The organism is Burkholderia sp. Bp8963 (genome assembly GCF_003854275.1).
GTDB lineage: Bacteria > Pseudomonadota > Gammaproteobacteria > Burkholderiales > Burkholderiaceae > Burkholderia.
In genome coordinates, this window is sequence record NZ_QTQP01000062.1 from 13,427 (window position 1) to 38,851 (window position 25,425).

At 65.0% G+C, this 25,425-nt stretch carries 22 protein-coding genes, 1 tRNA gene and 2 pseudogenes; 18 read left to right on the forward strand and 7 right to left on the reverse strand.

Features of this window, described 5'->3' with window-relative positions; all coding sequences use genetic code 11:
- The first annotated feature begins 14 nt into the window (after nt 1-14).
- From infC to DID96_RS32605, 7 genes are all read left to right on the forward strand, one after another.
- A complete protein-coding gene (infC, locus tag DID96_RS32575; protein ID WP_071734130.1) occupies nt 15-539 on the forward strand; it encodes a translation initiation factor IF-3 in 525 nt (174 codons plus the stop codon).
- Between the two features lie 190 nt (nt 540-729).
- Entirely contained in the window at nt 730-927 is a 198-nt protein-coding gene (gene rpmI, locus DID96_RS32580) for a 50S ribosomal protein L35 (RefSeq protein WP_004191477.1), read from the forward strand.
- A gap of 30 nt (nt 928-957) precedes the next feature.
- Nucleotides 958-1,317 carry a 50S ribosomal protein L20 gene (rplT, locus tag DID96_RS32585; protein ID WP_004192938.1) on the forward strand — a complete coding sequence of 120 codons (360 nt, stop codon included), beginning with the start codon at nt 958-960 and terminating at the stop codon, nt 1,315-1,317.
- A gap of 149 nt (nt 1,318-1,466) precedes the next feature.
- Entirely contained in the window at nt 1,467-2,480 is a 1,014-nt protein-coding gene (pheS, locus tag DID96_RS32590; RefSeq protein ID WP_185732441.1) for a phenylalanine--tRNA ligase subunit alpha, read from the forward strand.
- 83 nt (nt 2,481-2,563) lie between these two features.
- Nucleotides 2,564-4,993 carry a phenylalanine--tRNA ligase subunit beta gene (gene pheT, locus DID96_RS32595; protein WP_124603324.1) on the forward strand — a complete coding sequence of 810 codons (2,430 nt, stop codon included), beginning with the start codon at nt 2,564-2,566 and terminating at the stop codon, nt 4,991-4,993.
- 84 nt (nt 4,994-5,077) lie between these two features.
- On the forward strand, nt 5,078-5,479 hold the full coding sequence (locus tag DID96_RS32600) for an integration host factor subunit alpha (protein ID WP_124603325.1): 402 nt from the start codon (nt 5,078-5,080) through the stop codon (nt 5,477-5,479).
- 46 nt (nt 5,480-5,525) lie between these two features.
- Nucleotides 5,526-5,939, forward strand: a complete 414-nt coding sequence (locus DID96_RS32605; RefSeq protein WP_124603326.1) for a MerR family transcriptional regulator — start codon at nt 5,526-5,528, stop codon at nt 5,937-5,939.
- A gap of 86 nt (nt 5,940-6,025) precedes the next feature.
- Here the strand turns inward: DID96_RS32605 and DID96_RS32610 are convergent, their stop codons facing one another.
- Entirely contained in the window at nt 6,026-8,236 is a 2,211-nt protein-coding gene (locus DID96_RS32610; protein ID WP_124603327.1) for a hypothetical protein, read from the reverse strand.
- Nucleotides 8,237-8,531: 295 nt separating this feature from the next.
- Nucleotides 8,532-8,608: transfer RNA gene (locus tag DID96_RS32615), tRNA-Pro, on the reverse strand.
- Nucleotides 8,609-8,834: 226 nt separating this feature from the next.
- Here DID96_RS32615 and bamC point away from each other — a divergent pair.
- Nucleotides 8,835-10,049 carry an outer membrane protein assembly factor BamC gene (bamC, locus tag DID96_RS32620; protein ID WP_124603328.1) on the forward strand — a complete coding sequence of 405 codons (1,215 nt, stop codon included), beginning with the start codon at nt 8,835-8,837 and terminating at the stop codon, nt 10,047-10,049.
- Between the two features lie 555 nt (nt 10,050-10,604).
- Nucleotides 10,605-10,721, forward strand: a pseudogene (locus DID96_RS39190) (antibiotic biosynthesis monooxygenase); the annotation flags it as partial.
- A gap of 48 nt (nt 10,722-10,769) precedes the next feature.
- On the opposite strand, the gene DID96_RS32625 reads toward DID96_RS39190, so the two are convergent.
- From DID96_RS32625 to DID96_RS32635, 3 genes are all read right to left on the reverse strand, one after another.
- Nucleotides 10,770-11,027, reverse strand: coding sequence for a hypothetical protein (locus tag DID96_RS32625; protein ID WP_059608571.1), 258 nt, complete (start codon nt 11,025-11,027; stop codon nt 10,770-10,772).
- Between the two features lie 137 nt (nt 11,028-11,164).
- Nucleotides 11,165-11,437 (reverse strand): hypothetical protein, encoded by a 273-nt coding sequence (locus DID96_RS32630; RefSeq protein WP_124603329.1) that lies wholly within the window; start codon nt 11,435-11,437, stop codon nt 11,165-11,167.
- Between the two features lie 229 nt (nt 11,438-11,666).
- The gene (locus DID96_RS32635; RefSeq protein ID WP_124603330.1) at nt 11,667-12,383 is read right to left on the reverse strand and encodes a YdcF family protein; all 717 of its coding nucleotides are present in this window, start codon (nt 12,381-12,383) and stop codon (nt 11,667-11,669) included.
- A 165-nt stretch (nt 12,384-12,548) separates the two neighbouring features.
- On the opposite strand from DID96_RS32635, the gene DID96_RS32640 reads away from it, so the two are divergent.
- Nucleotides 12,549-12,866, forward strand: a complete 318-nt coding sequence (locus DID96_RS32640; protein ID WP_124603331.1) for a hypothetical protein — start codon at nt 12,549-12,551, stop codon at nt 12,864-12,866.
- 184 nt (nt 12,867-13,050) lie between these two features.
- Here DID96_RS32640 and DID96_RS39195 read toward each other — a convergent pair whose 3' ends face one another.
- The gene (locus DID96_RS39195; RefSeq protein ID WP_124603332.1) at nt 13,051-13,302 is read right to left on the reverse strand and encodes a hypothetical protein; all 252 of its coding nucleotides are present in this window, start codon (nt 13,300-13,302) and stop codon (nt 13,051-13,053) included.
- Between the two features lie 224 nt (nt 13,303-13,526).
- Nucleotides 13,527-13,922 (reverse strand): annotated as a pseudogene (locus DID96_RS32650) (transposase); the annotation flags it as partial.
- Between the two features lie 418 nt (nt 13,923-14,340).
- On the opposite strand from DID96_RS32650, the gene DID96_RS32655 reads away from it, so the two are divergent.
- The 8 genes from DID96_RS32655 (at nt 14,341) to truB (ending at nt 25,179) form a co-directional block, all read left to right on the forward strand.
- The gene (locus DID96_RS32655) at nt 14,341-15,243 is read left to right on the forward strand and encodes a LysR family transcriptional regulator (protein ID WP_124603333.1); all 903 of its coding nucleotides are present in this window, start codon (nt 14,341-14,343) and stop codon (nt 15,241-15,243) included.
- A gap of 431 nt (nt 15,244-15,674) precedes the next feature.
- A complete protein-coding gene (gene scpB / locus DID96_RS32660; protein ID WP_124603334.1) occupies nt 15,675-16,706 on the forward strand; it encodes an SMC-Scp complex subunit ScpB in 1,032 nt (343 codons plus the stop codon).
- A 60-nt stretch (nt 16,707-16,766) separates the two neighbouring features.
- Complete coding sequence (gene rluB, locus DID96_RS32665) at nt 16,767-18,488, forward strand: 23S rRNA pseudouridine(2605) synthase RluB (protein ID WP_124603335.1); 1,722 nt, start codon at nt 16,767-16,769, stop codon at nt 18,486-18,488.
- A gap of 293 nt (nt 18,489-18,781) precedes the next feature.
- Nucleotides 18,782-19,240, forward strand: a complete 459-nt coding sequence (gene rimP / locus DID96_RS32670) for a ribosome maturation factor RimP (protein ID WP_124603336.1) — start codon at nt 18,782-18,784, stop codon at nt 19,238-19,240.
- Nucleotides 19,240-20,715, forward strand: a complete 1,476-nt coding sequence (gene nusA, locus DID96_RS32675) for a transcription termination factor NusA (protein ID WP_124603337.1) — start codon at nt 19,240-19,242, stop codon at nt 20,713-20,715. The genes rimP and nusA overlap by 1 nt, the downstream gene beginning before the upstream one ends.
- 91 nt (nt 20,716-20,806) lie before the next feature.
- Nucleotides 20,807-23,725, forward strand: a complete 2,919-nt coding sequence (infB, locus tag DID96_RS32680) for a translation initiation factor IF-2 (protein WP_124603338.1) — start codon at nt 20,807-20,809, stop codon at nt 23,723-23,725.
- Between the two features lie 109 nt (nt 23,726-23,834).
- Nucleotides 23,835-24,233 (forward strand): 30S ribosome-binding factor RbfA, encoded by a 399-nt coding sequence (gene rbfA / locus DID96_RS32685; RefSeq protein ID WP_124603339.1) that lies wholly within the window; start codon nt 23,835-23,837, stop codon nt 24,231-24,233.
- Between the two features lie 13 nt (nt 24,234-24,246).
- Complete coding sequence (gene truB / locus DID96_RS32690; protein WP_124603340.1) at nt 24,247-25,179, forward strand: tRNA pseudouridine(55) synthase TruB; 933 nt, start codon at nt 24,247-24,249, stop codon at nt 25,177-25,179.
- Nucleotides 25,180-25,425 lie beyond the last annotated feature (246 nt).

Consider the following 25,425-nt stretch of genomic DNA (forward strand, 5'->3'; position numbering starts at 1 on the left):
AGAGGAAACGTAACATCGCTACTGATAAGTCGTCGCATCGCATCAACGGTGAAATCACTGCGCCGGAAGTGCGTCTGGTCGGAATCGAGAACGAACCGCTCGGTATCGTAAAGCTCGCTGATGCTTTCCGTAAATCGGAAGAACTGGATGTTGACCTGGTGGAAATCGCGCCGCAAGCGGTTCCGCCGGTGTGCCGTCTGATGGATTACGGCAAGTTCAAGTACCAGGAGTCCAAGAAGCAGCACGAAGCGAAGCTGAAGCAGAAGGTCATCCAGGTCAAGGAAGTCAAGTTCCGCCCGGGTACTGATGACGGGGATTACAACGTCAAGCTGCGTAACCTCGTGCGCTTCCTGGAAGAGGGCGACAAGACGAAGATCACGTTGCGTTTCCGCGGCCGCGAAATGGCTCACCAGGAAATCGGCATGCGGATGCTCGAACGTCTGCGCACCGATCTCGAGGAAGTCGGCCAGGTTGAGCAGATGCCGAAGATGGAAGGGCGCCAGATGATCATGGTGCTCTCGCCGAAGAAGAAGAAGTAACGGGCCCGCGCGCTTGTCGCGCAGGTTCGGAAGTGGTTCGGCGCGTCGCCCGGTCAGGGCGGCGCGCCAACGATGACGGTGGCTGCGCAAGCGGTTCGCCGTACACAAGTGGACTGGGTTTCGAAGGGCGGATCAAGGGCGCAAGCCAACCGCACACCCATCGCCATCTAATAAACTGGAGTTGTTCGTCATGCCTAAGATGAAGACCAAGAAGAGCGCTGCAAAGCGCTTCGTGGTGCGTCCGGGCGGTACCGTCAAGCGCGGTCAAGCCTTCAAGCGCCACATCCTGACCAAGAAAACCACGAAGAACAAGCGTCACCTGCGCGGCGCAACGGCAGTTCATGATTCCGATCTGAACTCCGTCCGCGCGATGCTCCCGTTCGCGTAACCCCTCAACTGATACTCCAAGGAGAGAAACATGCCTCGAGTCAAACGTGGGGTAACCGCACGGGCCCGTCACAAGAAGATCATCAACCTGGCCAAGGGTTATCGCGGCCGCCGCAATAACGTCTACCGCATCGCCAAGCAGGCGGTGATGCGCGCTGGCCAGTACGCGTACCGCGATCGCCGCAACAAGAAGCGTGTGTTCCGCGCACTGTGGATCACGCGTATCAACGCGGCAGTCCGCCAGCACGACATGACCTACAGCGTGTTCATCAACGGCCTGAAGAAGGCGTCGATCGAACTCGACCGTAAGGTGCTGGCCGACATGGCGGTGTTCGACAAGGCTGCTTTTGCTGCGATCGTCAAGCAGGTGAAAGCCGCCGTTGCAGCCTAATTGAGAAATTAGCACTGCGTGGTTAGTTGCAGCGATGTTCCGGTAGTCTCGGCCGCTGCAGCGAAAACGGGGCTCTTCCGAGCCCCTTTTTTGTTTGGTGGAGCGAATTCGCTCGCCAAGACCGAATGACGTTGGAAATGATGGGATCTATGGATCTGGACCAGATTGTCGCCGACGCGCAGCAGTCCTTCGAACAGGCTGCCGACATCACCACGCTCGAAAACGAGAAAGCCCGCTTCCTCGGCAAGTCGGGTGCGCTGACCGAGTTGCTGAAGGGCCTCGGCAAGCTCGATCCCGAAGCGCGCAAGACCGAAGGCGCACGCATCAATGTCGTGAAGCAGCAGGTTGAAGCCGCGCTGACCGCGCGCCGTCAGGCGCTGGCGGACGCGCTGCTGAACCAGCGCCTCGCCGCCGAGGCGATCGACGTCACGCTGCCGGGCCGCGGCGCCGGTGCGGGCAGCCTGCACCCCGTGATGCGCACGTGGGAGCGTGTCGAACAGATTTTCCGTACGATCGGCTTCGACGTGGCCGACGGTCCCGAGATCGAGACCGACTGGTACAACTTCACGTCGCTGAACAGCCCGGAGAACCATCCGGCGCGTTCGATGCAGGACACGTTCTATGTCGAAGGCAAGGATGCCGACGGCCGGCCGCTGCTGCTGCGCACGCACACGAGCCCGATGCAGGTGCGCTATGCGCGCATGAACCGCCCGCCGATCAAGGTGATCGCGCCGGGCCGCACGTATCGCGTCGACAGCGATGCGACGCACTCGCCGATGTTCAATCAGGTCGAGGGGCTGTGGATCGACGAGAACATCAGCTTCGCCGACCTGAAGGGCGTCTATACCGACTTCCTGAAGAAATTCTTCGAGCGCGACGACATTCTCGTGCGCTTCCGTCCGTCGTATTTCCCGTTCACGGAGCCGTCGGCCGAGATCGACATGATGTTCGAGCACGGCAAGAATGCCGGCAAGTGGCTCGAAATCTCCGGCTCGGGGCAGGTGCATCCGACCGTGATCCGCAACATGGGCCTCGATCCGGAGCGCTACATCGGCTTTGCGTTCGGTAGCGGCCTCGAGCGTTTGACGATGCTGCGCTACGGCGTCCAGGACCTGCGTCTGTTCTTCGAGAACGACCTGCGTTTCCTGCGCCAGTTCGCGTAACGCGCTCGCCGCGCCGACTTGTGCCCGTGCGCGCTTCGCAGCGAGCCGGGCGTCGATCCAACCTGTTTCGAACGTAGACATCCATGCAATTCCCTGAATCCTGGTTGAGAACCTTTGTCGATCCGCAGCTGACGACCGACGAGCTGTCGCACGCGCTGACGATGGCGGGGCTCGAAGTCGAATCGCTGAGCAAGGCCGCGCCGCCGACGTCGAAGATCGTCGTCGGGCGGGTGCTCGAAGTCGTCAAGCATCCGGATGCGGACAAGCTCAATGTCTGCCAGGTCGACGCCGGCACGGGCGCGACGCTGAACATCGTGTGCGGCGCGCCGAACGTGGCGCCTGGCATCAAGGTGCCGGTCGCGCTGGTCGGCGCGGAGCTGCCGCCCGCGGAAGAAGGCGGCCAGCCGTTCGCAATCAAGCTGTCGAAGCTGCGTGGCGTCGAGAGCCAGGGGATGCTGTGCTCGGCGCGCGAGCTGCAGCTGTCCGAAGACCACAGCGGCCTCCTGATCCTGCCGGAAGACACGCCGGTCGGCCAGGACATCCGCGACACGCTGAACCTCGACGACACGATCTTCGAAATCAAGCTGACGCCGAACAAGGCCGACTGCCTGTCGGTGTTCGGCATCGCGCGCGAGACGTCCGCGATCACCGGCGCGCCGCTTACGCCGGTCGATATCCGCCCGGTGCACGTCGAGCTCGACGAGACGCTGCCGGTGCGCATCGCCGCGCCGGACCTGTGCGGCCGCTTCTCGGGCCGCGTGATCCGTGGCGTGAATGCGCGCGCGAAGACGCCGCAATGGATGGTCGAGCGCCTCGAACGCGCGGGCCAGCGCAGCGTGTCGGCGCTCGTCGATATCTCCAACTACGTGATGTTCGAACTCGGCCGTCCGTCGCACGTGTTCGATCTCGACAAGATCCACGGCGGCATCGAAGTGCGCTGGGGCAAGCGCGGCGAGTCGCTGAAGCTGCTGAACGGCAACACGATCGAACTGGACGAGACGGTCGGCGTGATCTCGGATGACCGCCAGGTGGAGAGCCTCGCGGGCATCATGGGCGGCGACAGCACGGCCGTCACGCTCGACACGACCAACATCTACCTCGAGGCGGCGTTCTGGTGGCCGGACAGCATCCGCGGCCGCGCGCGCAAGTACAACTTCTCGACCGATGCCGCGCACCGTTTCGAGCGCGGCGTCGATTACGCAACGACCGTCGAGCATGTCGAGCGCATCACGCAGCTGATTCTCGACATCTGCGGCGGCAAGGCGGGCCCGGTCGACGACCAGGCAGTCAACCTGCCGCAGCGCGCGCCGGTGACGATGCGTGTGTCGCGCGCGAACCGCATCATCGGCGTGAAGATCGACGGCGATGAAATTGCGAGCATCTTCACGCGTCTCGGCCTGCCGTTCGAGCGCGATGAGGACGTGTTCTCGGTCGCGCCGCCGTCGCACCGCTTCGACATCGAGATCGAGGAAGACCTGATCGAGGAAGTGGCGCGCATCTACGGCTTCGAGAAGATTCCGGCGCGCCCGCCTGTCGCGACGAGCGAAATGCGCGCGACGAACGAGACGCAGCGCTCGATCCACACGATTCGTCACGCGCTCGCCGCGCGCGACTATGCCGAAACCGTCAACTTCAGCTTCGTCGACGCGGAGTGGGAGCGCGATTTCGCGGGCAACGACAACCCGATTCGTCTGCTCAATCCGATTGCGAGCCAGCTGTCGGTGATGCGCACGACGCTGTTCGGCAGTCTGATCGCCGTGCTGCGCCACAACCTGAACCGCCGCGCGGACCGCGTGCGCGTGTTCGAGGCGGGCCGCGTGTTCCTGGCCGATCCGTCGGTGAAGGCCGGCGAGCTGGCGGTCGAAGGTTATGCGCAGCCGAAGCGCGTCGGCGCGCTGGCCTACGGTCCGGCGGTCGACGAGCAGTGGGGCGTAGCGACCCGCGCGGTCGACTTCTTCGACGTGAAGGGCGATATCGAGGCGCTGCTCGCGCCGACGTCGGCGCGCTTCGTGAAGGCCGAGCATCCGGCACTGCATCCGGGCCGCTGCGCGCGTATCGAAGTCGACGGCCGCGCAGTCGGCTGGATCGGCGAGCTGCACCCGCGCCTGATGCAGAAGTACGAGCTGCCGCATGCGCCGGTGATGTTCGAGATCGACACCGACGCGCTCGTCGCGCGCGCGCTGCCGGCACCGACCGAGGTGTCGAAGTTCCCGCCGGTGCGCCGCGATATCGCGGTCGTGGTCGACCAGGCGGTCGAAGTCCAGGCGCTCTTCGACGAGATGAAGAAGGCGCTGGCCGACGATGCCTGCCGATTCGTTCAGAAGGTTGTACTCTTCGACGAATTTCGTGCAAAATCAAATACTTCCGGTGGTCTTGCCGCGCACGAGAAGAGCCTTGCCTTCCGCGTGACGCTGCAGGACGCGGCTGGCACGCTCCAGGACGAGGTCGTCGATCAGGCGATCCAGACGCTGGTCGAGCGGATGGCGCGCGTCGGAGCACGCCTGCGCGGCTAAGGAGCCGGCAGTGCCCGGGCGCGACACTGCCCGGGCGGCCGGTTCCTCATCGTGAGTTTTGGTTTAACGCGCTGTATGGCAGATATGAACGACATGACCTCGAGTGAATTCGAAGCCCTCCTGACGGCGCAACGCAGCGCCATGAACCGCGACGCTTCGGCGCCGGCGTCCGCCGAGACGCCGACGCTGACGAAGGCGGAACTGGCGGAGCTGCTGTTCGACAGCGTCGGGCTGAACAAGCGTGAAGCGAAGGACATGGTCGAGGCATTTTTCGAAGTGATCCGCGACGCGCTCGAGAACGGCGAAAGCGTCAAGCTGTCGGGGTTCGGCAATTTCCAGCTGCGTGACAAGCCGCAGCGCCCGGGCCGCAATCCGAAGACGGGCGAGGCGATTCCGATTGCCGCGCGTCGGGTGGTAACCTTCCACGCGAGCCAGAAGCTGAAGGCGCTGGTCGAAAACGGCGCGGAGCCAAGCCCCGCGCGCTGACGCCCCCGCGCGGCTGCCGCGCACCTTTACCGATGGTTGACTGACGATGACCACGACGGTTGAGAAAGTCGTCTTGCCTCCGATTCCCGCGAAGCGCTATTTCACGATCGGCGAAGTCAGCGATCTGTGCGGCGTGAAGCCGCATGTGCTGCGCTACTGGGAGCAGGAATTCACGCAGTTGCGGCCGGTGAAGCGGCGAGGAAACCGCCGGTATTACCAGCATCACGAGGTGCTGCTGATCAGGCGGATCCGCGAACTCCTGTACGAACAGGGCTTTACGATCAACGGCGCTCGCAACCGGCTCGAATCGCCGGGCGGCGCGCATGACGCCGAGCCGGCGGCCGAGAGTACCGCCGCCGAGCAGGCGCGGGCACCGGCCCGTACGGCTGGCGCGACCGTCGACGTTGCCGCGCTGCGGCAGGCGCTGCTCGACGTGATCGACGGATTGAAGCACGACTGAGCGCAGATCGCGCGAAGACAAAAAAGCCCGGGCGGCGATGATGATGCCACCCGGGCTTTTTCACGTCTGCAAAACGGCCCGCCGGCTCAGCGCGCGGCAAGCGGATTCTGCTGCCCCATGTCGACGACCAGCGTGCCGTCCGGCAGCATCCGTACCGAGCCCTGTGCGACTTGGCTGCGGTAGCCGTACAGGTCGAATCGCATCGGGCCGGTTTCGGCCGAATTCTGGATCAGCGCGCGCACGTTCACCTCGAGCACGTTGAACATCTTCATGTCGCCGCCTTCCATCCACATGTAGCTGTGCGCCGGAATCTGCGGGCGCGTCGGCGCGGGAGCATCCGGAACGCGCCTGAACGTGAGGCGCAGTCCGTCGGGCTGGACCGTAGCCTGCGCGAGCCTGCCATTCAGCACGGGCGGCGGGAACACCGTGTACTGGTCGAGCACGAGCGTGTCGCCGCGCAGTTCCGCGCCGCGGCGTTGCAGCGGCGTCAGCGATGCAAGCTCGATGCCGAGCGAGCGCAGCAGTTTCGCCTGCGGGATGCCGAGTACCGACACTTGCGTTGGTGCGAACGCGATGTGGCGGTCGTCAAGCACCGACAGCGAGCCTTTCATGTCGGTCGGCAGCCAGACCCCCGGTACGTGGTTCCACAGCTTGATCCCGCCTTGCACATGCAGGTTCTGGCCGTCGGCGCTCAGTTGCAGATCGTTCAGCGAGCGCGGCGAGTAGTCGAGCAGGTAGTTGTTGAACAGCGCCGACATTGCCTTCCACGACTCGACGACCGTGCCGCCGAGGATGCGGATGTCGTACTGGTTCGGGTCGTCGAGATCGACAGGCTCGCCGGGCCGTTTCGCGACGAGCTGGACGTCGAGATCCTCGACATGAAAGCCGATGTCACCGGACAGGTTGAAATCGACATTGTGCAGGTGGATCGTCGGATTGCGGTTCGACACATGCCGTTCGTTGAACGGCACGTTCGCGGGGCGGCGCATCGCCACTTTCTGGATGCCGGGCCGCGCGGCATCGTTCACGAGCGCAGACGCTTCCCAGTGCTGGCGGATGTCGCGCAGCGTGCTTTGCTGCGCAGCAAGGTAGCTGTCGTTCAGGCGTGCTGACGGGCTGCCGAGCGGCGTGCCGCTTGCGGCGCTCGCGTACGACGGCATCCGGATCGCCATCGCGCCGCGCTCGTCGAAATTGAAATAGCCGGCCGACACCTGGTCGCGGTAGTGGTACAGGTCGAACACGAAATTCTGTCCGGCCTTCGGCGTGTCGGCTGCGCTGATCAGGATGTCGGCGTTCATCGGCATCGAGCGCATGAATTTCACGTCGCCGCCACGGATATACATGGCCTGCTGCGGCGCGTTCGCGGGCATCGCGAAGCCGGCGTGGGTGCCGTCGTCGAGCGTCAGGTCGAGCCCTGCAGGCGTCACGCGCAGCGCCGTGATCGTGAGCTTCAGGCGCGGCGGCGGCATCAGCCTGTCAACCGACATCACGAGATCGTCGCCGGAAAGGCGTGCGATCGGCGTGTCGACCTTGAGCAGGTCGGCCATCTTCACGTTGGCGGCACGCATCACCGGTTGTGCGTCGAGGCCCGACACGCGCACGCCGCTCGGATGGAACACGAGCTGGTTGCCGTCGCGGATCGCGAGCGTGCCGGTGAGCGAGAACGGCACCCAGCCGTCGCGCTGCATCTCGCCCTGCAGATGGATCACGCCGTCGCCGGTCGATACGACGAGCTTGCGCAGCGGCGCGTTGCGATAACCGAAGATATAGGTATTGAAGAGCGCCGTCAGTTTCGCGCCGTCGAGCGTGACCGCGCCCCGATGCACGTCGATCTCGAAGCTCGTCGGATCGTCGAACACGATCGGTGCACCGGCCTGGGTTGGCATGAGCGTCGCCGACAGCTGGTGAATGTAGAAACCGAGATTGTTGACGATGCGGAAATCGACGTCGCGCAGGAAGGTCATCGCGCCGTTCTGGCCGGAGTCGCGCAGCGTGAACGGGCGGGGCTGCGTGACGCGGATCGACGCGAGCGACGGCACGGTGCGCGCGATCTGCTGTTCGCGGGCGAGACGGTCGGCCTTCGCGCGTTCGAGCGTCGTCGACGCGGCCGGTGCACTGCCGTCGCGCGGCGCGGCGGGTTCCGCGCAGCCCGCGCCGAGCAGTGCAATCGCGAGCGCGCCGCAACCGAATGCGCGCAGCGTATGGCGCGACGCGGCAAGCGCTGCGCGCCGTGGGCCGGAAATCGATTCAGGTGTTGCCAAAGGCGAGCGATGGCCGCGCCGGACCGCATTCCGCATCGTCTGTCTCCGTGTCTTGTCGTGACCGTCCGCTCCGTGCGTGCCGATATGCGGCAGCATCGTGCGTCGTTGCGATGCAGTGTGGCATAGCGCGCTAGAGCCGCGTCACCAAACAACGGGAGCGAAGATGGACAGCGCGGACGGGCGGTGTGACAAAGGAGGCGAGGCGATGCGCGGGCGGGATCAAACGGTCGTTTGCCTGCAGATGCCGGGAGGAAGGGCGGCGGGGTTTGCCGCAGAAGCTTGCCGCAGAAACGAAAAACCCGCACAGCCTTACGCTGTGCGGGTTCTTGTCTGGTCGGGGCGAGAGGATTTGAACCTCCGACCACCTGCACCCCATGCAGGTACGCTACCAGGCTGCGCTACGCCCCGAAAGCATGAGAGTATATCAGACACTTTTCCAATTTAGAACGGGTCGCATGCATTTTGTGAATGTTTCCGTGTCCGCCCGCTCGGGAGCATCGATTGTGTCGGCGCGGCCCTGGACGAGCACTGCATTTCACTTGCCCGGATTTTGCACAGCGTGCCGCTGCACCGGTAAAATGCAAGGTTGATCCACGGAAAGCGCCGTGATTTAGCGGAAGAGGATTCCCCGAACATGACTGACCTTCGTCTTACCATGCGGTTTGCTGCAGTGCTCGCCACCGGCGCGCTCGTTGCCGGTTGCGGTACGTCGTCGCCCACGAAAGTGGACTACAAGAGCGACTCGAAATCGAAGGAGGTTTCGCTCGCAGTACCGCCCAACATGCTCGACGAGACGGCCGATCAGCGCTCGCTTCCTCCCCAGGGCGGCGCGACCTCCCTGTCGACGCTGCAGCAGGTCCAGCAGGCGGCGCCACCCGTCGATTCCGTCGTGCCGGCCGTGACCGGCATGCGTATCCAGCGTGACGGCAGCGAGAGCTGGCTTGTCGTCGACGGCAAGAAGCCGGCCGACATCTGGCCGCAGATCCGCCGCTTCTGGCAGGAGCAGGGCTTCCTGCTCGTCGTCGACCAGCGCGACAAGGGCGTGATGGAGACCGACTGGAACGAAACCCATCCGCAGATTAACGACGGCCTGATCCGCAGCGTGATTACGAAGGCGATGGGCAATTCGTACGTGACCGCGGAACGCAACAAGTACCGTACGCGTCTCGACACGGCGCCGAACGGCGGCACCTATGTGTTCATCAGCCAGAAGGGCATGCGCGAGGCGCTGACCGGCTCGAGCAACGATTCGAGCAAGTGGGAGCCGAAGCCGAACGATCCGGCGCTCGAAACCGAATACCTGAAGCGGCTGATGGCCGTTCTCGCGCAGAACGACCTGCGCGCGAAGAACGGCGAGCCGCCGATCGCGAACATCCGCGACGCCGAGCCGGCGAAGGACAAGAAGAGCGATGCCGCGTCGTCGAAGGCGGCGGCCGCGGTTGCGGCGCAGAACGTTGCGAGCGTGTCGTCGCAAGGTGCTAACGACGCGTCCGACGTGACGGGCGCTGTTCCGTCGGAAGTGACGCTCGGTGAACCGTACGACCGCTCGTGGCTGCACGTCGGTCTCGCGCTCGATCGTGCGAACTTCACCGTCGACGATCGCGATCGCACGAAGGGTCTGTATTTCGTGCGCTACGTCGATCCGAAGGATTTGAGCGCCGCCGAACAGGGGTTCTGGAGCCAACTGTTCCACGGCAAGAAGGAAAAGCAGGCGAAGCAGTACCGCGTGAACGTGAAGGCACTCACGTCCGACCAGACCCGTGTCGCGGTCGTCGACGAATCGGGGGCGATCGATACGTCGGTGCCCGCGCGTCAGATCATGGGGCTGCTCGTGAACCAGCTGCGCTGATCGTCACATCCGCTTGCGCATCGGGAAGCCCGCCTTTCAGGCGGGCTTTTTTCATTTTCGCGCACACGCGTCGCGCTTGCCGCCGTGCGTTCCCCGTGATCAGACCCTCGGCGTGACGTTACGTAACATCCGGGCGTTACGGGCGACAGAACATGTGCGCCGTCGCGCTTCTTGAATAATTATCCTTATAAATCAACGGTGTGTTGGTCTGTCATGCGCTGGCACGGAATCTGCTCCTAATAGCGGAATCGTTAGGACAGGGAGGATGGCGCCAGGTACCGGGTATGCGTCGCGAACGCGTGAAAAAAGGTACCGGCGTCGTCAAATGCCGGTGCAGCAAGCGTCGGCACAACCGATGACGATCCGCGCATGGGCGCGGATCTCGATGGCCCCGTCGCCTATCCTCGTAGGGCGACGGTTTCGCCCGCGCTTCTCGTGAAGCGCGGGCAATTTTTTTGGTGGCCTGTCTTTATCGCGTGTGCCGCTGCGGCTGCCGATGGAATCGCGTCGCTCGAACTTACTGATCCGACGGGCGGGAATGGGGAAACGCGGTCGTGGGAGAGCGGGGCGGCGCCGGCCGCGCATGCGCGTTGCGCGCACATCCTCGCTTGTCGCGACGCAGCGGCGGACCGGACCGCGAATTCACAGATCCGCGTGTTGTCGAGGATCGTCCGAGGGTGCGGCAGTCGCGCGCGCGGCGCCCGACTGCCGCTCAGTGCGTCAGTGCGACGTGTCGGGGACGTCGAGGATCAGGATGATCGTCCAGTCCGCGTCGCCGTCGTGATGGTATTGGCGTTCGGCGACGATGAACGGCTGCTGCTTGCCTTGCGGGCCGAGAAAGAGCACGTCGCCTTCCATCGGCAGGCATTCGATCGGCGGCAGCGCGAGAAACGCATCTTCCGAGCCGCGCGGCATCAGTTGCTTGATCTTGCGAGTGGCGGCCTCGGTCCACTCGATGTCGAGTTGAATGTTGCTCATGCTGTCCTCCGCACCGGGGTGCGTACGGGGTGGAAATGTTCGGTGCGCGACTTTAGCACAGCGTACCGGTACCGCAACCAAAAAAGCCGAACCCGGTTGCCCGGATTCGGCTTTTCGCGATGCGGTGCCGTTGAAGCTTACTGGCTGGCGGCGTCGGCCGGAGCGGCCTTCTTGGCGGCCTTCTTTGCAGCCTTGTGGTGTGCTGCCTTCTTCGCGTGGTGTTGCTCTTCCTGCATCGCCGGCTCGGCTGCCTGCTGAGCTTGCTGCTGCTGCAGGGCCTGAGCGCGCTGCTCGATCTCGGAGATCTTGGCCGGATCGGTGATGGTCTTGATTTCCGTGCTCTCTTGCGCATACGCTGCGCCAGTCAGCGCCGACATCGCAACCAGGATAGCCAGGGACGTCTTCTTCATTGCCTACCTCCGCTAAGTGGTGATGAACCCGAGTGTTGCCGTTCCGTCTGGCGACTGCAATCGAGTGCGTGCCGAGTTTAACAAAAGTGACGGATCAGTGTGCATTGGAACGCATCTCGGCACAACGTTGCGTTGAAGTCGCGCAACACTTGCCGCGTGCAGTCACGCGCGTGCCATCGCGCTGCGCCAGATTCCCTTTCATCGATGCGCGTCGCGCAAGCCGGCGTTCTCAGAACCACCCGAGCCAGCGGTACACGTGAAATTGTGCGATGCCGACCAGTTCGTGCGCCGCTTGCTCGGCGTTGGCCAGGTTTTGCCAGCGCGGCAGCCATCCCGTAGTCGCGTCGCGGCGGTTCGCAAACACCGGTTGCGGTTCGATGTCGAAGCGGCGGAAATCGAGCAGCGCGCGCCGCATCTGGTACGACGATGTGACGAGGATCCGCTCGGTGTCATGTCGTGAGCGTAGTATAGGTGCCGTGAACTTCGCGTTTTCGTATGTCGTGCGGCTGTTCGCCTCGAGGGTCAGATCTTCCGGGGCGACGCCTCCGGCGACGAGATACGGCGCGTAGGTCGCGGCTTCGGTTGCGCCGTGTCGCTGCGGGTCGCCGCCGGACACGATTACCGTGCAGCGGTCGGCTTGCCGCCGGCATGTGTGGTACAGCTCGGCGATCTTGCGGATGCGGGCGAAGCCGTCCGCAGGCGGCACGAGTCGCCCGTCGACGCGCTTGGTGCCTGCGCCGAGCAGGATCAGCGTGGTGTGTCCGTGCATGGCCGGATGCTCGACCGGGGTCACGCCCGCCTGTGCCCAGGCAATGAGTGGCGCCGCGAGCCAGCCGGTCGCGAGCAGCCAGAACGCAGCAAAAGTGACGATTGCAATCGTGCGCCGCAGCTTGCGTAAGAGCACGAATGCAATAAAGAGAAGTGCAAATGAATCGAACAGAATCAATTTGATTGGGGTATGGTGTCTTTTTATGGACGGCTGATGATCCGGCCCCGACTCGACGCCGAGTGTCCGGCCACCAGCCTCCAGAATCGGTGGTGGCGCCGGTGGGCGGAGACTCTGCCCGGCGCGCCGCTTGGCATTGTCGCTGCACTTTAAGAAAGAATCGAGATGGCCACGTATTCCAACGAAGCGGTGCTCGACGCGCTGAGGCGAGTGCAGTATCGCCAGGTTCCGTGGGCGCGTCGCCCGGGCGTATTCGAGTATCTCCGGTCGCTCGGGCTGATGGACACGGTCAGGCAGAAGACCGTTGCGCCCGCGCCGGGTTTTCATGCGCCCGTCGACATCGCCGTGCTGACCGACAGCGGCCGCGCTGAATTCGCGCGCCTCGAGCGCGACGAGAAATCGATGTCCTGGACCGATCGCCGAATGGACGATTACGTGCTCAGCGATGCGAGCGCCGTCGCGATACTCGAAAGCCGCCTCTAGCGCGCATCGTACCGGCCGGCGGCGCGATAAAAAAAGCCCGTATCACGAGGATACGGGCGTACCGGATACTTTTCGCTGCTGCCACGCTGTGCTCATGGCAACGATGTTGACTCACTACCGCATCGGTCAGTTCCCGAATGCGGAAATTTTCTTTGATCGGCGTGATTGGCGTGCCGGTGCCCGGTTACGGATGCCGGGGTGCGTCTTGCGGCGGCAGGCCGATGCGCGCGCGTGCGTTGCTCGCGATGTCGCCGCGCAAGTCGCCGCGAGGAACCGTCTGTCGGCCGGACTGGTCCACTCCGGGAGGCGTGTGCAGGTTGCCTTTGTGTTCCTGCTGCCGGTGCGGTTGCTTGTTGCGATCGTCGGCGTGCGCGGGCGACGCAAGCGCCAGTGAAACAACAATGCCGCATGCAGCGAGCAGTGACATTGGTTTCATGGCGGGCTCCCTCAAGCCGTCGATGCGACCTGTTGATATGACGCTAAGGTAAGCGCGGGAGTGCAGGCTTGCTGTAAATATTGGTAAATAGATGTATCGCGACAAAACGGCGATATTCGGTCAACAGCGCGGGTCAACGGCGCCGGTCTCTCGGTCGACGCCGCGAAGCCGTTGCCCGGAAAGAAACCGGGCGGCCGAAGCCGCCCGTTGCAATATCCGGTTCAGGCCATCTTGACCGGTGCGCGCCAGGATTCCGGGTTGGTCCAGAACGCACCGCGCAGCCGGTCGCGGCTCGGCGGTGCGGGCGGCTTGGCCGCGCTCGCGCCGATGCGGCCGCGCAGCGAGATCTGACGGCCGCTCGTGCCGAGCCGCTTGACGATTTCGGCGAGCGTGCCATCGGCTTGCCATTCGTCGAAGCGGCGGCGGCAGGTCGGCGGCGACGGATAGCGGCCCGGCAGCTTGGACCAGCCTTCGCCGGTCGACAGCACCCACAGCACCGCGTTCACCACCGAACGGGCTTCCACACGTGGACGGCCGCGACGCTCACTTCGTGCGGGCTCCGAACAAAACAGACCTTCCACCAGCGCCCATTCGTTATCTCTCAAATCGTCGAACAGCATCATGTCCTCACCTCAGCGAAGCTAACTCCGGTGCGCTGCCCTGCGCCGCGCACTCTTCAAGCACTCGGTCATCGAGTGCCAGGTGGGGGCCTCCGGTTTGGCCGTAACGGATTTCTGCGATCCGTCAGACGAAACCTGCGCCCTGTGCGACAGGTAATGCACGAAGCGTGCCACGTAGGGGGAGAACCCCTCGAGAGCCGCTTGGCAGCGTGCCGACGGCTACGTCAGCTAGGGGCGTATAAGACGCCAAAAAGACCCGACAGCAAATCAGGACAATCACCAATCTTGTGCAATTCGCCCGCGCCGTGTGCGTTTGCGCGCATATTGCACCGCAGCGAAACATGTGAACCCGGTGCCGGATTCACGCATTGGCGCACTAGAATCGCGCATCGATGCCAGAGATTGATGAGGTGAGGACATGAACGTCACGCTGCGCCAGCTTCGCGTGTTCATCGAGGTCGCACGGCTCAGGAGCTTCAGCCGCGCGGGCGACGAGATCGGGCTCACGCAGTCCGCGGTGAGCCGCTGCGTGCGCGAACTCGAGGCGGAGCTCGGGCTGAAGCTGATCGACCGGACGACGCGCGACGTGCAGTTGACCGACGCGGGCGCGAACCTGATCGCGAGCGTGTCGCGCCTGATCGACGATCTCGACGACACGCTGCGCGAAATTCGCGAAATCGGCGAGCAGCGTCGCGGGCGCGTGATCGTGGCGGCGAGCCCGACGATCGCGTGCCGGCTGATGCCGCGCGTCGTGGCGGCGTGCGAGCGGCAGTTTCCGTTCGTCACGCTCGGCCTGCGCGACGACGTGCAGAGCGACGTGCTGCGCAAGGTGAAGTCGAGCGAGGTCGATTTCGGCGTCGTGATCGGGCCGCTCAGCGCCGCCGACCTCGTGAACGAGCCGTTGATGACCGATTCGTTCTGCCTCGTCGCGCGCGCCGACCATTCGCTCGCGTCGCGCGCGCAAGTGCCGTGGACGGCGCTGAACGGCGAGCGGCTCGTACTGCTCGATCACGCGTCGGGTAGCCGGCCGCTGATCGATGCGGCGCTGGCCGCACATCGGGTGAGTGCGACGGTGGTGCAGGAACTCGGCCATTCGGCGACTGTGTTCGGGCTCGTCGAAGCGGGTGTCGGCGTGAGCGTGCAGCCGTGGCTGTCGCTGCCGTTGCCGGCCGGTTCGACGCTCGTCGCGCGCCCGCTCATGCCGCGCACCGAGCGCACCGTCGAGCTGGTGCGCCGCCGCGACCGTTCGCTGTCGCCGGCCGCGCAGGCAATCTGGGGGCTCGTGCGGCAAATGCCCGCGCGGGCCGAGGATCTCGATTGAGGACTGGCGCCCGACGCTACGCCGCGGGCCCTGTCCGCGGTGGCGGCATGCGATGATGGAATCCGCGGGTTCGTCCGGTGGTGCTGCGAGCGCGGCACAACTCGATGCGGGCGCCGAGCGCCTGCGCCGCTTTCTCGCAAGCCGTGCAACCAAGCGCTGAAACAGGGTTCGACCATGCCGGCGGACTGGCCGCGGTCTGCTCGGCTCATCTTTACGCACTCGGCAATTTTGCGTAAGATGGCGCTCAGTCACGCGGTTCCGTCGTTGAATCGCGCTGTTCCGTCCGGTTCGGGCTTGGCTTGAAGTGGTTTCGCCGCCCCCGGTTCGTGCTCCCATCAATATGACCGATCAGAATCGGGCGAGCGCGTCTTCCGTTCCTTTCGTCTGTTTGTTGATCCGGTTCGTTTGACCACAGGGTCTGGCCTAGCTGCATGAATACCCAAGAGGCGAAGATCGTCCTCGAGACTGCTTTGATCTGCGCGCAGGAGCCGTTGAAGCTCGGCGATTTGCGCAAGCTATTTGCCGACAGCGTGTCGGCTGACACGGTCCGCACGTTGCTCGAAGATCTGAAACACGACTGGTCCGGCCGTGGCGTCGAACTGGTTGCGCTGGCGAGCGGATGGCGCTTTCAGAGCAAGCCGGCGATGCGCAGCTTTCTCGATCGCCTGCATCCCGAGAAACCGCCGAAATATTCGCGCGCGGTGCTCGAGACGCTGGCGATCATTGCGTACCGGCAGCCGGTCACGCGGGGCGACATCGAGGAAATTCGCGGCGTCACGGTCAACACGCAGGTGGTCAAGCAGCTCGAGGATCGCGGCTGGATCGAGGTGATCGGGCATCGCGACGTGCCGGGGCGCCCGGCGCTGTACGCGACGACCAAGCAGTTCCTCGACGATCTCGGCCTGAAGGCGCTCGACGAGCTGCCCGCGCTCGAGGAGCCGGCGGCGAACATCGAGGCCGCGCTGCTCGCGCAGCACGCGATGGACTTCGACGATGGCGTGCCGGCCGCCGACGATGCGTCGGGCGACGGCGATGCGGTGTCGCCGCAGGATGCGTCCGGCTTGTCGGCGCAGGCTGACTCGCAGCCGGGCGTCGGCGGCGACGACACCTCGGCGCAGGAATTGCCGAACCGCGCTACGCTCGAGGCTGGTGGCGCACAAACGGAACAGGCCGGCGCCGAAGCAGCGCCGGCGGGCGTGCAGCCCGTGCCGCTGCACGCGGAGTTGTACGAGGAAGATCGCAAGCCGGATGCCGAAGCGGCGGCCGGCGACGGAACGGAAGCGGCCGACGACAGGCCTGGCGTGATCGTTCACGCCGGCACGGCGCATTCCCGTCCTGCGGACGACGAGATGCTGGACGACACGTCCGACAGTCTCGCGGATGCCGTACGCAGCGCCAGCGCCTCCGTCGGCGCGGACGCGCTGCCGGACGACGAAGCAGAACCCGAACAGCGTCGCGCCTGAACGCGGCCGATTCCATGCCGCGCCCGCGCAGGGCGCGAGACCTGACATTTTGAGGTTGTTTTGACTGATATCCACGATATTGAATCGTCCGCGCCTGCCGTGCAGGCGGCGCGTGCCGACGATGCGCCCGAACAGGGCGCCCCGGTCGAGGGCGGTGACGAGCGTCCCCGTCGCGGCCTGCGGCGCGGTCCGCGCAGTCTGATCGCGCGCCGTCGCGCAGCGGCGAAGTCGAAGGGTGCCGAGGGTGCGCCGCAGGGTGAAGAGGGTGCCGAGGCGCCCGCCGAAGCCGTGCAGGCGCCACCGGCGCGTGCGCCGCGCAAGGAAGGCGCGGCAAAGGGTGGGCGCAAGCCCGCGGAGGGTGGGCGCAAGCCGGCGGCCAAGCGCGAAGGCGCGCCGCGCCAGGGTGCGCAGGGCGGCCAGGGCAAGCGCGGTGGCGCGGCCAGTGCCGCCGCCAGCGAGGCGACCCAGGACGACCTGTTCGCATACGTGACGTCGCCAGCGTTCGACGCCGACAATTCTGCTGCGGGCAGCGGCGTGCGCGCGCCGATGCTGCGCCGCGGCCGTAGCCAGCCGGCCAACAAGCGCGTGCTGTCGCCGGACGACGATGCGCCGAAGCTGCACAAGGTGCTGGCCGAAGCCGGAATGGGCTCGCGCCGTGAAATGGAAGAGCTGATCGTCGCCGGCCGCGTGTCGGTGAACGGCGAGCCGGCGCATATCGGCCAGCGCATCATGCCGACCGACCAGGTGCGAATCAATGGCAAGCCGGTCAAGCGCAAGCTGCCGAACAAGCCGCCGCGCGTGCTGCTGTACCACAAGCCGACCGGCGAGATCGTCAGCCACGCGGATCCGGAAGGCCGTCCGTCGGTGTTCGACCGCCTGCCGCCGATGAAGACGGCCAAATGGCTCGCGGTCGGCCGCCTCGACTTCAACACCGAAGGCCTGCTGATGCTGACGACGTCGGGCGACCTCGCGAACCGCTTCATGCATCCGCGTTACAGCGTCGAGCGCGAGTACGCGGTGCGTGTTGTCGGCGAGCTGTCCGAGGGGATGCGACAGAAGCTGCTGCATGGCGTCGAGCTCGATGACGGCCCGGCAAACTTCCTGCGCATCCGCGACGGCGGCGGCGAAGGCACGAATCACTGGTATCACGTTGCGCTGGCCGAAGGCCGCAACCGCGAAGTGCGCCGGATGTTCGAGGCGGCCGGCCTGATGGTGAGCCGCCTGATCCGTACGCGCCACGGCTCGATCCCGCTGCCGCGCGGCCTGAAGCGCGGTCGCTGGGAGGAGCTCGACGAGGCGCAGGTGCGCAAGCTGCTGGCGACCGTCGGCCTGAAGGCGCCGTCGGAAGAGAAGGGCAAGCGCGGTGGCAGCCAGGCGGAGCGCCGACAGCCGGACCCGATGGAGACGTCGATGGGTTTCATTAGCCGCGAGCCGGTGCTGACGACGCACGGCCAGCTCGACCAGCCGCGGCGCGGCCCGCGCCGCGGTGCGGCGGGCGGCGGCTTCGCCGGCCCGAGCGGTTACGGCGGCATGCCGGGCATGTCGACCGGTTATGGCGGCAACCGCGCCGGCAACCGTGCCGGCGGGCGCGACGTCGACGGCAACCGTGCGTCGTATGGCGCGGGCGGTGGCAAGCGTGGTGGCAGCGGCGCCGGCAAGGGTGGCGGCAACCGCAACCCGAACGGCAACCGCGCGGAAGGCGCCGGTAACGGTGGTGCGGGTGGTGCGGGTGGTGCGCGAGGCGGCCAGCGTCCGCAGCGCAACCGTTCGCGCAGCCGCTGAACGGTCGGGTACGGCGCAACCTGCCGTGCGCCAGCCGGCAAAATCGGCATGATTCGCCGGTTTTGGCGGCTGGCGCTTGGCGTTTGCACCAAAAATCGCTATAATCGCGGAGTCGCTGGGCGTACGGATTTGTTGTGCGGCTCAGGTGCGACCACCGGTAAGAAGATGGGCGTTCCGCCCATTTTTTTTTGCTGAAACGGTTAGGCATCTCGGGTAGCGCTTCCTGCGCCGGCTAAGGCGCGCGCCCGCGGGTGAATTCGCGAGCGGCGGGCGCGAACACCTGAGAGGGCACTGTGCAACTGACGGAACTGATAGAAACCACGGTCACCGGACTCGGCTACGAGCTGGTAGATATCGAGCGCACCGGGCGCGGCATGCTTTGCATCTATATCGATCAGCCTGCCGGCATTTCGCTCGACGATTGCGAAAAGGTCACGCGTCAGCTTCAGCACGTCTTGACGGTCGAAAACATCGATTACGAACGGCTCGAAGTCTCGTCCCCGGGGCTCGACCGCCCGTTGAAGAAGCTGGCCGACTTCGAGCGCTTTGCCGGGTGCGAAGTCTCCGTGACCTTGAAAAAGCCGCTGGACGGGCGCAAGACCTACCGCGGCATTCTGCACGCGCCGAACGGCGAAACGATCGGTTTGGAATTTGAGAGGAATAAGGGCGAGGCAGCCATGCTGGATTTCACGCTGGCCGATATCGACAAAGCCCGCCTGATTCCGCACGTTGACTTTAGGAGCCGCAAATAATGAGTCGCGAAGTGTTGATGCTGGTGGATGCGCTGGCGCGCGAGAAAAACGTCGACAAGGATGTCGTGCTGGGTGCCCTCGAGGCGGCACTCGCATCGGCTTCCAAGAAGCTGTTCGACGAAGGCGCCGAGATCCGCGTCCATATCGATCGCGAAAGCGGCGAGCACGAAACCTTCCGTCGCTGGCTCGTGGTGCCCGACGAAGCGGGCCTGCAGGAGCCTGATCGCGAGATCCTGCTGTTCGAGGCGCGCGAGCAGAAGGGCGACGTCGAAGTCGGCGACTACATCGAGGAGTCGGTGCCGTCGATCGAGTTCGGCCGCATCGGCGCGCAGGCCGCCAAGCAGGTGATCCTGCAGAAGGTGCGCGACGCGGAGCGCGAGCAGATCCTGAACGACTACCTCGAGCGCGGCGAAAAGATCATGACGGGCACGGTGAAGCGCCTCGACAAGGGCAACTTCATCGTCGAATCGGGCCGTGTCGAGGCGCTGCTGCGCCGCGACCAGCTGATCCCGAAGGAAAACCTGCGCGTGGGCGACCGCGTGCGCGCGTACATCGCGAAGGTCGACCGCACCGCGCGCGGCCCGCAGATCGAGCTGTCGCGCACGGCGCCCGAATTCCTGATGAAGCTGTTCGAGATGGAAGTGCCGGAGATCGAGCAGGGTCTGCTCGAGATCAAGGCGGCAGCGCGCGATCCGGGCGTGCGCGCGAAGATCGGCGTCATCGCGTACGACAAGCGGATCGATCCGATCGGCACCTGCGTCGGCATTCGCGGCTCGCGCGTGCAGGCGGTGCGCAATGAGCTTGGTGGCGAAAATATCGACATCGTGCTATGGTCCGAGGATCCCGCCCAATTCGTGATCGGCGCGCTCGCGCCGGCAGCCGTCCAGTCGATCGTCGTCGATGAAGAAAAGCATTCGATGGACGTCGTCGTCGACGAGAACGAACTCGCTGTCGCGATCGGCCGTAGCGGTCAGAACGTGCGCCTTGCCGGCGAACTGACCGGCTGGCAGATCAACATCATGACGCCGGACGAGTCCGCCCTGAAGCAGGGCGAAGAACGCGACAGGCTGCGTGCACTGTTCATGGCGCGTCTCGACGTCGACGAAGAAGTTGCCGACATCCTGATCGACGAAGGCTTCACGAGCCTCGAAGAGATCGCTTACGTGCCGCTCAACGAAATGCTCGAGATCGAGGCGTTCGACGAGGATACCGTGCACGAACTGCGCAACCGCGCACGCGATGCGTTGCTGACGATGGCGATCGCGAACGAAGAAAAGGTTGAAAACGCCGCTCTGGATCTGAAGGGCCTCGACGGCATCACGCCGGAGCTGCTCGCGAAGCTGGCCGAACATGGCATGCAGACGCGCGACGATGTCGCCGAGCTGGCGGTAGATGAATTGGTCGACATGACCGGGATGGAAGAGGATGCCGCTAAGGCGTTGATCATGAAAGCACGTGAACATTGGTTCCAGTGAGAAATGACCATGGCGCACTGATTTGATGGCGGCCGTATGGCCTGACCCGATGCTAACCGCAAGGAATCGGTCCTTGCACTAAGAGGAATGAATGGCGAGTAACAACGTAGCCCAATTTGCCGCGGAACTGAAAATGCCTGCTGGTGTGCTGCTCGAACAGCTGCAGGCAGCGGGCGTCCAGAAAGCGAGTGAAGACGATGCGCTGTCCGAGGCGGACAAGGCGCGTCTGCTCGATCATTTGCGCAAGTCGCACGGTGCGTCCGACGGCGACAAGCGCAAGATCACGCTGACCCGCAAGCATACGTCGGAGATCAAGCAGTCCGACGCGACGGGCAAGGCTCGCACCATTCAGGTCGAGGTGCGCAAGAAGCGCACGTTCGTCAAGCGTGACGACGTGAGCGATGCCGCGGAGCAAGGTCAGGCACCGGCTGCCGAAGCAGGTGACGATGAGGAACTGAAGCGTCGCGAGGAAGAGGCGCGCCGCGAGGCCGAGCTGCTCGAGAAGCAGGCTCAGGAACTGCGCGAGCGCCAGGAACGCCTCGAGCGCGAGGAAGCGGAACGCCGCGCCCGCGAGGAAGCAGCCGAAGCGGAACGTCGTCGCGCCGAGGAAGAGGCGGTGGCGAAGCGCGCAGCGGCCGAGGCCGCGGCTGCGCAGCAGCAGGCGGCAGCCCAGCAGGCCGCCGCGGCCGAGCAGGAAGCGGTGCGTGCGCAGTCCGCGCAGGACGAAGCGCGCGCGGCTGCCGAGCGCGCAGCGCAGCGCGAAGCGGCGAAGAAGGCCGAGGACGCCGCTCGCGAAGCGGCGGACAAGGCGCGCGCCGAGCAGGCAGAGATCAGCAAGCGCCGTGCGGCCGCCGAGGCCGAAGCGCGCGCGATCCGCGAGATGATGAACACGCCGCGCAAGGCCGTGGTCAAGGCTGTCGAGCCGCCGAAGCCGGTGGAACCGCCGAAGCCGGCCGAAGCGAAGGGCACGTTGCACAAGCCGGCGAAGCCGGAAGGCGCGCAGGCGCGGCCGGCGGCGAAGAAGCCGGCCGGCGCGGCACCGGCGACGACGCAGGCGCCGGCTGGCGCAGGCGACCGCAACAAGAAGCCGGGCGCCGGCAAGGGCGGCTGGCAGGACGACGCAGCGAAGCGTCGCGGCATCAAGACGCGTGGCGATTCGAGCGGCGGCGTCGACCGCGGCTGGCGCGGCGGCCCGAAGGGCCGTGGCCGTCACCAGGAAAGCGCATCGTCGTTCCAGGCGCCGACCGAGCCGATCGTCCGTGAAGTGCACGTGCCGGAAACCATTTCGGTGGCCGACCTGTCGCACAAGATGGCCATCAAGGCATCCGAAGTCATCAAGGTGATGATGAAGATGGGCCAGATGGTCACGATCAACCAGGTGCTGGACCAGGAAACCGCGATGATCGTCGTCGAGGAACTGGGTCACCGCGCGGTTGCCGCGAAGCTGGACGATCCGGAAGCGCTGCTGGTCGAGGGCGAAACCGGCACCGATGCAGAGCAGCTGCCGCGTCCGCCGGTCGTCACCGTGATGGGTCACGTCGACCACGGCAAGACCTCGCTGCTCGACTACATCCGTCGTGCGAAGGTTGCGGCTGGTGAAGCGGGCGGCATTACGCAGCACATCGGCGCTTACCACGTCGAAACGCCGCGCGGCGTCGTCACGTTCCTGGATACCCCCGGTCACGAGGCGTTCACGGCAATGCGTGCACGCGGCGCGAAGGCGACCGACATCGTCGTTCTGGTGGTGGCGGCCGACGACGGCGTGATGCCGCAGACGAAGGAAGCCATCTCGCATGCGAAGGCAGGCGGTGTGCCGATCGTCGTCGCGATCAACAAGATCGACAAGCCGGAAGCGAATCCGGACCGCGTCAAGCAGGAACTGGTCGCGGAAGGCGTCGTGCCGGAAGAATACGGTGGCGATTCGCCGTTCGTGCCGGTCTCGGCGAAGACGGGCTCCGGCATCGACGATCTGCTCGAGAACGTGCTGCTGCAAGCCGAAGTGCTGGAGCTGAAGGCACCGGTCGAAGCACCGGCCAAGGGTATCGTGATCGAAGCGAAGCTCGACAAGGGCAAGGGCCCGGTCGCGACGATGCTGGTGCAGTCCGGTACGCTGAACCGCGGCGACATCGTGCTCGCAGGCACGGCCTATGGCCGCGTGCGTGCGATGCTCGACGAGAACGGCAAGCCGACGAAGGAAGCCGGCCCGTCGATCCCGGTCGAGATCCAGGGTCTGTCCGAAGTGCCGGGCGCAGGCGAGGAAGTGATCGTGCTGCCGGACGAGCGCAAGGCGCGTGAAATCGCACTGTTCCGTCAGGGCAAGTTCCGCGACGTGAAGCTGGCGAAGCAGCAGGCCGCGAAGCTGGAAAGCATGCTCGAGCAGATGGGCGAAGGCGAAGTACAGAACCTGCCGCTCATCATCAAGGCCGACGTGCAGGGTTCGCAGGAAGCGCTCGTGCAGTCGCTGCTCAAGCTGTCGACCAGCGAAGTGCGCGTGCAGATCGTGCACAGTGCGGTGGGTGGCATCAGCGAAAGCGACGTCAACCTCGCAACGGCGTCGAAGGCGGTCATCATCGGCTTCAACACGCGTGCCGATGCGCAGGCGCGCAAGCTCGCGGAAGCGAACGGCGTCGACATTCGCTACTACAACATCATCTATGACGCAGTGGATGAGGTGAAGGCCGCGATGTCGGGCATGCTGGCACCGGAGAAGCGCGAAGTCGTGACCGGCATGGTCGAGGTGCGCCAGGTGTTCAAGGTGCCGAAGGTCGGTACGGTCGCAGGCTGTATGGTCACCGACGGTATCGTCAAGCGTTCGTCGTCGGTGCGCGTGCTGCGCAACAACGTCGTGATCTTCACGGGCGAACTCGAGTCGCTGAAGCGCTTCAAGGACGACGTCAAGGAAGTCAAGCAAGGCTTCGAGTGCGGTATGTCGGTGAAGAACTTCAACGACGTCATCGAAGGCGACCAGTTCGAAGTCTTCGAAGTGACCGAAGTCGCGCGTACGCTGTAAGCATCGCGCATCGGCTCATGGGCGGGGCAGGCGTGGGCCTGTCCCGCCCATTTTCATGGTGGCGCCAATGGCCACCGCTATATCCTGATTAACGGATCAGGGATCGATCATGTCCAGGAAACGTACTTCTCCCAATCGCAATGTCCAGATCGCCGACCAGATTCAGCGCGATCTGTCCGAACTCATCATGCGCGAGGTCAAGGACCCGCGCATCGGCATCGTGACCATCCAGAGCGTGGAACTCACGCCGGACTACGCACACGCGAAGGTGTACTTCACGGCGCTCACCGGTGACCCCGTCTCGACGCAGGACGCGCTGAATCACGCGTCGGGCCATCTGCACAACCTGCTGTTCAAGCGCCTGCACATTCATACGGTGCCGACGCTGCACTTCCATTACGACCAGACCATCGAGAAGGCCGTCGAGATGTCGCGCCTGATCAAGGAAGCCAACTCGACGCGCGCGAAGGACGACGACGAGACCGACGCACCCGCGAACGACAATTGAGCTCGGCCGGCCTATGACGACTGCAGCACCACAACGCCCGCGCGTACCCCGGCGTGCGCTGGACGGCGTCCTGCTGCTCGACAAGCCCGTCGGCCTGTCGAGCAACGATGCGCTGATTCGCGCGAAGCGCCTCTATCTCGCGAAAAAGGCCGGCCATACCGGCACGCTCGATCCGCTGGCCTCTGGCCTGCTGCCGCTGTGTTTCGGCGAAGCGACGAAGTTCTCGCAGGACTTGCTCGAAGCCGACAAGACTTATGAGGCGACGATGCGTCTCGGCGTGCGCACTGCGACCGGCGATGCAGAGGGCGACGTGCTCGACACGCGCCCGGTCGAATGCGACCGCGCGGCTGTCGAGGCGGCGCTCGTGCAATTCACGGGCGAGATCGTGCAGGTGCCGCCGATGTACTCGGCGCTCAAGCGCGACGGCAAGCCGCTGTACGAATATGCACGCGCGGGCCAGACGGTCGAGCGGGAAGGGCGCAACGTCACGATTCATTTGCTCAAGTTGCTTGCGTGCGAGCTGCCCGATGTGACGTTTCGCGTGACGTGCAGCAAGGGCACTTACGTGCGCACGCTGGCCGAAGACCTCGGCGAGGTGCTCGGCTGCGGCGCGCACCTGACGATGCTGCGTCGCACGGGCGTCGGCGCGTTGACGCTCGAGCACGCAGTGACGCTCGATGCGTTGTCCGACGCCGACGAATCCGCGCGCGACGCGTGGCTGCAGCCGGTCGATGCGCTGCTGTCGACGTTTCCGATGGTCCGTCTCGACGACGCGTGCGCGAAGCGCTTCCTGCATGGCCAGCGCCTGAAGCTGTCGGAGCTCGCGCACATCGATGCGGGCGAAGGCGAGCGCGTGCGTGTCTACGACGCAACACGGCTGCTGGGCGTTGCCCGTGCGGCGAACGGCGTGCTCGCGCCGGAGCGGCTCGTCGTCACTGCGGCTTAACGCAATGCAACGCAATGCAACGCAATGCAACGCAATGCAACGCGGCGTGGCGCGTGCGCGTCGTCGGCAGCAAAAGACAAGATGAAAAAGGCCCGGTCGTTTTGCGACCGGGCCTTTGATTTGTGCGCCGAGCATGCGCAACAGCTTGGGGGTGCAAGTCCCCTGTCCAGCCTGATGGGGCGAAGGACTAGCGAAACGCAAGGGCGTCGTCGTGAGGCGGGGTCTGAAGGAAGCGTGTAGCAAAGC